General features: G+C 67.8%; 5 protein-coding genes. All 5 read right to left on the bottom strand.

Features of this window, described 5'->3' with window-relative positions; translation table 11 throughout:
• Positions 1–163 precede the first annotated feature (163 nt).
• The gene (locus FHR20_RS05040; RefSeq protein ID WP_208413403.1) at positions 164–1,369 is read right to left on the bottom strand and encodes a DUF1501 domain-containing protein; all 1,206 of its coding nucleotides are present in this window, start codon (positions 1,367–1,369) and stop codon (positions 164–166) included.
• An 18-nt stretch (positions 1,370–1,387) separates the two neighbouring features.
• Positions 1,388–2,875, bottom strand: coding sequence for a DUF1800 domain-containing protein (locus FHR20_RS05035; protein ID WP_341786409.1), 1,488 nt, complete (start codon positions 2,873–2,875; stop codon positions 1,388–1,390).
• A gap of 310 nt (positions 2,876–3,185) precedes the next feature.
• The gene (locus tag FHR20_RS05030) at positions 3,186–4,775 is read right to left on the bottom strand and encodes a long-chain-fatty-acid--CoA ligase (RefSeq protein WP_167298490.1); all 1,590 of its coding nucleotides are present in this window, start codon (positions 4,773–4,775) and stop codon (positions 3,186–3,188) included.
• A 14-nt stretch (positions 4,776–4,789) separates the two neighbouring features.
• Positions 4,790–6,364: a zinc-binding metallopeptidase family protein gene (locus FHR20_RS05025; RefSeq protein ID WP_243857125.1), complete on the bottom strand. Its 1,575-nt coding sequence runs from the start codon at positions 6,362–6,364 to the stop codon at positions 4,790–4,792.
• 44 nt (positions 6,365–6,408) lie between these two features.
• The gene (locus FHR20_RS05020; protein ID WP_167298489.1) at positions 6,409–9,192 is read right to left on the bottom strand and encodes a TonB-dependent receptor domain-containing protein; all 2,784 of its coding nucleotides are present in this window, start codon (positions 9,190–9,192) and stop codon (positions 6,409–6,411) included.
• Positions 9,193–9,384 lie beyond the last annotated feature (192 nt).

Here is a 9,384-nt window from a genome sequence, read left to right as displayed (position 1 = left end):
ACAGTCGGCGCCAGGGTGCGGAGGGCCTGGAATCCCGCTCCGCACCGTGGCGCCGTTGCAGGCCTCACTCGGGGGGGCCGAGAGCCCGGGCAGGAAGACTGCACGGGCTCTCTTGCCGTCTGCCGCCGGCGCTGTCCTCGTCCGGCGGCCCCGCCCCGCGCCGTCAGACCAGCTTCAGGTCGGCCGGCCGCGCCTGAGGAAAGACCGTCGCCATCCGGTCGGCCGACAGCCCATATTGCCGCGCGACCAGCCCGCCGATCAGCGCGCGGTAATCGGTCAGCACCGGCAGGTCGCGCGCCTGGTTGAGCGTCGCGGCCGACAGCGCCACCTGCGCGCCCGCCATCCGGCCGCCCGCAACGTCGCCGCCCATCACCCAATAGATGCTGCCATGGCCGTGATCGGTGCCCTTGTCCCCGTTCTCGCGGAACGTGCGGCCGAATTCGGAGACGACTACCACGGTGGTCGATCCCCAGGCCCTGGCGCCGAGCGCGTCGACGAATCCGGCCAGGCCGCGCCCGAGTTCGCCGATCCGGTCGGCCAGATAGCCGCTCGCATTGCCCTGGCTGACGTGCGTATCCCATCCGCCGACATCGACGAACGCCAGGTTGAACCGGTCACGCATCAGCGCGCCGATGCGCCGCGCCGAGAGTTCGAACCCCTTGCTGCTCACCGCACCCCGTCCCGCCGCCTTCATCTCCTGGTCGAGCGTGTCGAACACGGTTTCGCGGACATGGAAGCCCTCGGCGACGGATTGCGCGAGTTGCCCTCGCTTCCCGTACATCGACTCGATGATCGCCGTCTGGCGCCGATCGATCGGCTTGCCGACATTCGCGAGCCCGAGATTGGGCACCGGCACCGGATCGCCGCGGAAGCACAGCGGCAACTGATCGGTGAAGGCGATGGGCCGGTCGTCCCTGCCCAGCATCTGCGCCAGACGAGCCAGGAAGCCGGAGCCATAGTTGCGCGAGCCGCCGACAGGCTGGCCCAATTCTATCGTGTCCTGCGTTTCGAAATGGCTGCGGCTCAGGTCGTCGGTGCCGGCGAACGGCACGAACGCGATCTGTCGCTGCCGCCACAGCGGAAGGATGCTCTCCTTGAGCGCGGGATGCAGGCTCCAGTCGCCGTCCAGGGGCAATGCCGCCTTCGGATCGGCGGGATTGGGCCTGGCGAGCGCGATCGTCGGGCGCGACTGGTAATAGAAATCGCTGCCCGTAGGGACGATGATGCTCGTCGCGTCATAGGCGCCCCGCAGGAACACGACGAGCAGCCGGCTGCCCGCCTGCGGCGCGGCAAAGGCACGGCCGGCGACGATCGAGGGCGCGAACGCGGCGGCGCCCTTCAGAAGATCTCGGCGTTGGATAGGCGGCATCACGACATCTCCTGCCGTTCAACGGTGCATGAATTCGGGGGAGGACAGGTACAGTGCGTTCCACTCCTGCGGCGACGTCGCCCTGGCCAGGGCGTCGCGCGTCGGCTGGCCCAGCGTGGTGCCGAGCCCCCCGAAATAGAGCGCATTCTGCAGCTGCGGAAAGGCCGGCTGGTCGGCGGAGGCGCCCGGTGGGCGAAACAGGCCGGCCGATCCGCCACCGATCTGGCGGGCGATGTCGAACCGGGTCGCCATCTGGCCGGGGCCCGACCAGGCGTCCGACCGCATGTCATAGCCATCGGGCGTCTCGTGGTTGTAGAGCCCTTCGCCCATCCGGTTGAGCCAGCCGACGATCGGCTGGGTATTCAGGATCACCCGGTCGCCATAGGCATAGCGCACGGCCGATATCGCATAATGGGCCGGATCCTTGAACACCGTCCCGAGCGAGGCCCTGAACGCCGGCGCCCCGATCATCGCGCGCAGCACCCTGGCGATGTCGCCATCGCTATGCCGAAACGCCTGTTCCATGCGTGCCACGACGTCCGCGGGCGGCGTATCGCCCATGAAATAGGTCGCGATCTGGAGCGAAACATGATGCGCGGTCGCGGGCGAGGAAGCGATCAGGTCGAGCGCTTCCTCGACCTCGGCGAAACCGCGCCCCTTGATGTCATGCCCCAGGAAATGCTTGTCGCCGAAATCGTGGCGCGCGGGATTGAATTCGAACAGGCCGGCGCGGACGTAGAGCGGTTGCCATTGCGGCTTCAGCCTGGGCGGATCGGGCTTCAGGTCGACGCCGACGCCAGTCAGGATCCGCGCCAGTTCCTGCACGTCCTGCTGCGAATAGCCGGAGCCCACGCCCATCGTGTGCAGCTCCATGATCTCGCGCGCATAATTCTCGTTGATATGCCCCGCCGCATTCTGGTCGTTGTCGAGATAGCGCAGCATCGCGGGATGCCGCAGCGTCGCCTCGAGCAGGTCGCGGAACTTGCCCAGCGCGCGGGCGTGGATCGTGTCTTCATAGTCGCCGACCATTGCGCGCACGTCGCGCTTCGGCGCGTGGACGTTGAAGTGGTTGAACCAGAACCACGTCATCTGCTCGCGCAACTGATCCGGGCCATAGAGCGCGCGCAGGATCGACCTTGCGCGCGCCTCGTCGGCGAGCGCGTTCATGTCCTTCTGATAGGCGTCGCGTGCCGCCTTGCGCTGGTCGGGATCGGTCAGTGCGTTGGCGGCGCGGATCGCGGAATCCTCCTCGACCACCAATTGCGCCATCGGCTCGCGGACGATCCGCATCGCATCGACCTGGCGCTGCGCGTCGGGCGGCAGCGCCCCGGGGCCGGCGCGCAATTGCACGTCGAGCCAGCGGCCGGCATCGGGCGCGGTGCCGCCGCGGGAGGCAGCCGAACCCTCGACGCCCCAGGTCAGCCTGTCTGCCCAGGCCAGGTTCTTGACGGGGATGCCGGCGGACTGCGCCTGCAGCGGTGGCGCCGACAGTGAACAGAGGGCCACGAGAACCGTACGGATGCTCAGCTGAACTCTCATCATCGGCCGACGATTCCCGAGCGACCGGCCAATGCGACGCCGCCTGCCAGACCCGTCGGGTCCACAAGCCCCTGCGCTTCACCGGCGCGATCCATTGCCCCGAACATGCGCGTTCCAAAATGAACCGGCGCTGTCCGGAAAGCGCGCCTGGACGGGAATTGGGCCGCTAGGCTGGAGACTCATATTCCTTCAATCGCCATCCCCGCGAAGTCGGATATAATGAAGTAAAATCAGATACTTGTTCGGGTTCCCAACCTGGCCGATCAGCAACCGACGCTCATATCGTCATGGCTGCGTTCGCCGCATCGGTGGCCAGGCGCGCCCGAAGCGCCCGCTTGTCCACCTTGCCGACGCTGGTCCGGGGAAGGGTTTCAAGCACGAAGACTCGTTCGGGAATGGCGTATCCGCTCAGACGCCCGGCATCGACATGGCGCATCAGGCCTTCCCGCAACAGCTTGGTATCCGGCGGGCTGCCTGCAGCGGCCGCGACGACGAAGGCGACCGGCCGCTCGCCCCATTTGCCATCCGGAACCCCGATGATCGCAGCCTCGGCCACTCCGGGCAGCTCCATGAGAAGCTCCTCGATGGCGATCGAGGAAACCCACTCCCCGCCGGTCTTGATCACGTCCTTGAGGCGATCGACGATCCGGATGGCCCCGTCCCCGTCCGTGGCGGCAACGTCTCCGGTATGCAGCCAGCCTCCCTCCCAGAGCGCGTCGGAAGCGGCCTGGGAACCATAGCCCTGGGTAAGCCAGGGCGCGCGCAGCAACAGTTCGCCCCCGCGCTCCGCGTCCACCCGCGCATGGACCAGCGGGATGGGAAAGCCGGCGCGGCAAAGATCCGCGACATCGCCGCCCGGTGCGCGGGCCAACGCGACGACGGGCCCGGTCTCGGACATCCCGAAGCCGACCAGCGTCGACAGGCCGGCGCGCGCCGCCTCCTCCGCCAGCGCGGGCGCCAGCGCCGAGCCGCCGATGATCACCGTCCAGGGGCCGAGCGACTCCCCATCGTCCCGCGCGTCGAGCAGCATTCGCAGGATCGTCGGCACGCAGTGCGAGAAGCTCACGCGCTCGCGCTCCTTCAGCGCCAGCAGGCGCCTTGGGTCATAGCGTCCCGGATAGACCTGTTTCAGCCCGAGCATCGTCGCGACGAACGGCAGGCCCCACGCATGGACATGGAACATCGGCGTCATCGGCATGTAGACGTCGCCGCGCCGGAGACCCTGGCCGCTGGGCTGGTTCGCCAGGGTGGCCGCCAGCGCCAGGGTGTGGAGGACGAGCTGCCGGTGGCTGAAGAAGACCTGCTTGGGATTGCCCGTGGTGCCGGTGGTATGAAATGTGGTGGCGATCGCGTTCTCGTCGAAATCCTCGAAGCGGAAGGACGGCGCGGTAGCCGCAATCAGCGCCTCATAGCTGTCCGCCTTCGCATCTTCCTCCATCGGGATCGCCCCACGGATCGCGGGAAGGTTCGGCTGGATCGCATCGAACAGCGGCGCGAAATCCGCGTGATGGAGCGCAAATACGGCGCCGGATTCGCGCAATGTGTACTCGATCTGCGCCGGCGACAGCCGGACGTTCACGGTCTGCAGGACCGCGCCCATCATCGGGATCGCGAAATAGCATTCGAGATAGCGATGGCTGTCCCAGTCCATCACTGCCACCGTATCGCCGGCACGCACCCCGCGCTCGGAAAGCAGCGTCGCAAGGCGAGTCACGCGATCGAGCAACGCGTCATAGGTGAGGCGCCACTGGCCGCTCACGATCTCCGCCGATGTCTGCCGCGCCACATTGGCGAGCAGATGGCGAAGCAGGAGCGGATAGGCATAGGCATCCTCCGCCGGGGTCGTCAGGATTCTGGGGGTGCCCATGGCTTCTCCGGCGGTCATTGCGATCGGTTGGTCGGGGTGCGCCGCGGCGAACGGCAGGCGCCGCGCCTGCTGGTGTCCGTCCCGGTCACCGGCTTTGCGCCAAGGCTGGGATCGCCGCCCTTGAGCGCCGCCATCGGAACCTTGTCCGCCTGGCGGATGACATCGGCGAGCATGGCCGTCTGCCGTGCGGCCAGCCCGGCGTCCAGCTTGTCGATATGGCCGTTGGGCGCGATGCTGAGCAGGTAGCTGGGGCCGCCGATCAGCCCCATGTGCGGAACGCCGCTTTCATGGAACACCACGCCCGTCGTGACTCCCGGCCCCGGCTCGACGCCGTGCCGCAACAGGTCTTGCCGCTTGATGCCCGCCACCACGATGTCGGTCAGCGGGCCGGCCGAGGTCGGGCAGTTCATATATTCATTGTGCCCGGTGGGCGCGTAACCCTTGCCGGGGATGTCCAGCCATTCGCTCGAGCCCAGATGCTCGATCGTGAACGCCGCCGCCGCGCGCTTCATGAGTTCGGGATGCGCCAGCGCCCAGCCCGGTGCCTCCGGCATCTCGCCCGTCATGTGGCCGGGCCAGCCCGCGAAGACGATGCTTCTGCGCAGCCGCTCGCCCTGGGGCAGGCTCGCGAAGTGGCGAGCGAGGTGCAGCAGGGTGATGCAGCCATTCTCCTCGACGAAATTCTGGCCGTCGGTATGGGTGTCGACGATCATCACCTCGTCGCTTTCGCCGGGGAGGATCGCGGTCAGCTGCGGCACGTCGCCCGTCGTCCATTCGGCATCGAGCGTGAGATGCGCCGTCCTGCCGGCCTTGGCCGCGCGGCGGAGCTCCTCGCCCGCGTCCTGGCCGACGAAGAGTGCCGGCAGCTTCGGCCGGTAGTGCGAGGCATGCGGAGAGTAGTTGCCCTCGATCATCGCCGAGGAGACGTCCATGATGATCGCGACGCCGACGACGCCGCGCGCGGCAAGGTCGTCGAGCGGGAATGCCGGGGTCGTCCACAGCCGGTGATAGGGCGTGTCGAGCGAGGCCGCCTTCGGCTCATCGCCCATATGGACGAAGTGCGGATGGGTCAGGCTCCCCATCGTCAGGCGCGGAAGCTGCCCGTCGAAGACGAGGATGCTGCCCTTGGGGAAGTCCGGAAGCGCATCGGGGCCGGTCGGCTTCAGCAAGCCGCCATAGACGAGCGGCCCGGTGACCCCCTCCGGGCCGGTAGGCGCCGAACGGACGAAGAAGGTGACCTTGGCGATGGGCCGCCGCACGCCATCGTCCAGCACGTCGAGGCTGACGCGCCTGGGATCCCAGCGCCGATAGCTGTACGATTCGCACGGCCCCAGCATGAGGCCGGCATCCTGAAACTGGCCGGCCATCCAGTCCACGAATGCCAGGTGGTTGGCATTGCCGGGAAGCCGAGGGCCGAAATCGACCATCTGCTGATAGTCCCGCCGGATATCCGCGGCGGACGGCAGCGGCACCGGCGCCCGGCGATGCCGGCCGGCGCCGAGCGCGCGGCCCGCGGCACTGGCGCTGGCCAGCGCACAAGCGGCGGCAAGGAGCGCGCTCCGGCGGGAAATGAGCGATGGGTCATGCATGCGGACGATCTCCCATTCATGTTCGGCAGCGATCTCTCGCCTGGTCAGAATTTGATGTTCACACCCGCCGTGAACTGGCGTCCAGTCACGTCGTAGAGCAACGGATTGGTGGGGATGAACGTGAAGAGCGTGCCGTTCGGCGCCAGCGGCGGGGCGCGATCGAACAGGTTGTTGACGGTCAGGAAGAAACGATAGCCCTCCTTGAGCCGCACCGCGGCGGTGAGATCGGTGTAGAAGACCGACTTCACGCGGTTGTTCTCGATGGTCCTGGGCTCCACCCGGGTGACGTCATAGGTCCCCGCGCCGATGAAGCGCTCCTGCACGAAGAGCTCGACCGGTCCGCTCTTCCAATCCAGGCTGCCTGTCGCGCTCCAGCGCGGATTGGCGCTGAGGCCGACTTCCCCTGCCCGGTCGATCGATGGGCCGTTGCTGATGTCCTGCCGCTGCTTGTCGAGATAGCTGGCGATGAACCGCACGCTCGCCGCACCGCCAAGGACCTGTCCGCGCGGCCGGTAACCGAGCTCGATGTCGAGGCCGGATGTCGCCAGCCGGTTGAGGTTCAGGGTCGGCGATTCGATCCGCGTGATCTGCCCCGCCGTGTTGCGCGTGATGTTCGCGCAGAGGCTTGTGGCGCCCGCGAGGCACTGGTTCAGGGTCAGTTGCGGCGTGAGCGACGAGATGATGCCGGCGATGTCGATGGAATAATAGTCGACCGACAAGGTCAGGCCCGGCGCGAAGGCGGGGCTCAGGACGATGCCCGCGGTGTAGGTATCGGCCTTTTCCGGCTGCAGCGACGGGTTGCCGCGCGCCGCCTGGACGATGGGCACGGTGATGCCGTTCTCGATCACCGAGCCGGTGTTCTGCACGATCCCGGCGAACAGCTCCGGCACGTTGGGCGCCCGGATATCGCGCGAGGCGGTGCCGCGCAGGCGCACCCCGGCGGCCGGCTCCCAGACCATGCCGGCCTTCCAGGTCGTCACCCCGCCGCTGGTGCTGTAGTTGGTGTATCGCACGGCGCCGTTGATATCGAGCGCATGGAGGAAGGGCAGATCGCGGGCGAGCGGCACCGCCGCCTCCGCGAACACTTCCCACAGATGGTACGCGCCCTTCACCGGAAAGACGTTGGTGAGCAGCCAGCCGCCGGGCTGGTTCTGATAGGCCGGGGGGAAGCCGCGGATGCCGGTGGCATCGTTGATGCTCTGGGCAATGTCGTCGGCGACCTGGTTCAGCGCGACGCGACGATACTGGCCACCGGCCGCGATGGAGACCGGGCCCGCCCAGGTGGAGAAAGGCTGCGCGCGCAACGAGAGGTCGGCAACGTCCTGGGTGAAGTTGGTGGTGTAGCTCGACGCGCCCTCGACATAGGCTATGGCAGCCTGGGAGGGGGCGCCGGCCCCGAACAGGTTGATCGGAACGCAGCCGGGATACAGGCCCGGATTGGTGAGCGCGACCCGGCAGACGATCTGGCTGGTGGCAGGATCGCGCACGGCGTCCGCCGCGGCATAGAGGCGCTCGAGCGCGACATTGTTGTAGGTCCGGATGTTCGTCCGGTTCCTGCCATGCTCGAAATAGCCTTCGATCTGGAGCCCGCCCGCCCCGGCGAAGCGGAAGCCGGCGGTGAGATCGAGCGTGCGCGCCCGCGCCGTCGCGTTCGCCGGCTCCCCGAAGTCGAAATTGACCCGGCCCATCGCAAATGCAGGCGTGTTCGTGTCGGTCAGGACCTGCTGGACCGCCGGGTTCAGAAAGGCGTTGCCGCTGAAGATGGTGAAGCCGTTGAAGCCGCCGGGGTTGAACTGCTGGGCCTGGTTGTAGTGGTTGCGCGCAAGCGCCAGGCTGCCCTGGGCGTAGAGCGTGAGCGACGGCGTGACGTCGAACTCCGCGTGCCCGAAATAGCTGCGGGTGGTGACGTCGGCGGAAAGGTTGCTGAACACCTGGGCGCCGTCGCCGCCGACCTGGATCAGCCCCGATTGCGCCGACCCGCGCGAATAGGGAACGAGCGTCCCGCCGGGCGCGAATTGCTGGAACGCCAGGGGCCCGCTCAGGATCAGGCCGCCAGGAGACGCAGTCGACGACCGCAGATCGTTCCGGAAGATCAACTGCCCGGGAACGGCCGGATTGCCGAGGAAGCCGGTGCCGCGCTGGCCCCAGTCCCGATCGCCGACGCTCTGGATGCCGCCCATCTCGAAATAGGTGGCGCTTGCCACGATCCGCCCGCGCCCTTCCGCGAAGGACTGGCCGGCGGTGATGCTGGCCTTGTAGGTCGGGGCGTCTCCCTTGTCGGAGATGCCGGCCTGCGCGGTCGCCTTGATCCCGGTGAAGCGCGTGTCGAGCACGAAGTTCACGACGCCGGCCACAGCATCGGACCCATAGGCGGCCGAAGCGCCGCCGGTCACGATGTCGACACGCTTCACCAGCTCCTGCGGAAACAGGTTGATGTCGGTCGAACCGTCGCGGGACGAGGGCGCCGCCCGGCGGCCGTCGATGAGCACCAGCGTGCGCTGCACCCCGAGATTGCGAAGGTTGAGATAGCTTCCGGACTGCGGCCCCACCGCCCCCGTGAAGGCGCCCGCGGGACGCGTCGACCCGCGGAACGACGGCAGCTGGTTGAGCGCCTCGCCGATCAGGCCGGGCTGGCCCTTGGCCAGGTCCTCGGCCGCCATGACCGTTACCGGCGTCGGCGCCTGCGATCCGTCGCGGATCGCCCGCGATCCGGTGACGACGATATCGGCACTTCCGGCGGAGACCGCCCCCGCGTCCCCCTGCGGGTCCTGCGGCAGCGTCTCTCCCGACGCATTCGCTGCGGATTGCGCATATGCGGGAACCGCCATCAGCGCTGCCGAGCACGCGGACGCAAACAATATCGGCCTGATCATTGACCGCCCCTTTCCAGCTTGGGCGCGACCATCGTCGTCTGCCCGTCCTCTCCATCCTGAGACCTCCGCCAATAGCCGCCGCGAGTCAACATCTTTCTTTTGTTAGGAAGGAATATGTTCCCCGGTCGCCACGCCCCCTGAGGCCAA

The sequence above is a fragment of the Sphingomonas leidyi genome, assembly GCF_011761945.1.
GTDB lineage: Bacteria > Pseudomonadota > Alphaproteobacteria > Sphingomonadales > Sphingomonadaceae > Sphingomonas > Sphingomonas leidyi.
The sequence above is the reverse complement of the archived record's forward strand: the minus strand, read 5'-3'. Positions and strand labels throughout refer to the sequence as shown.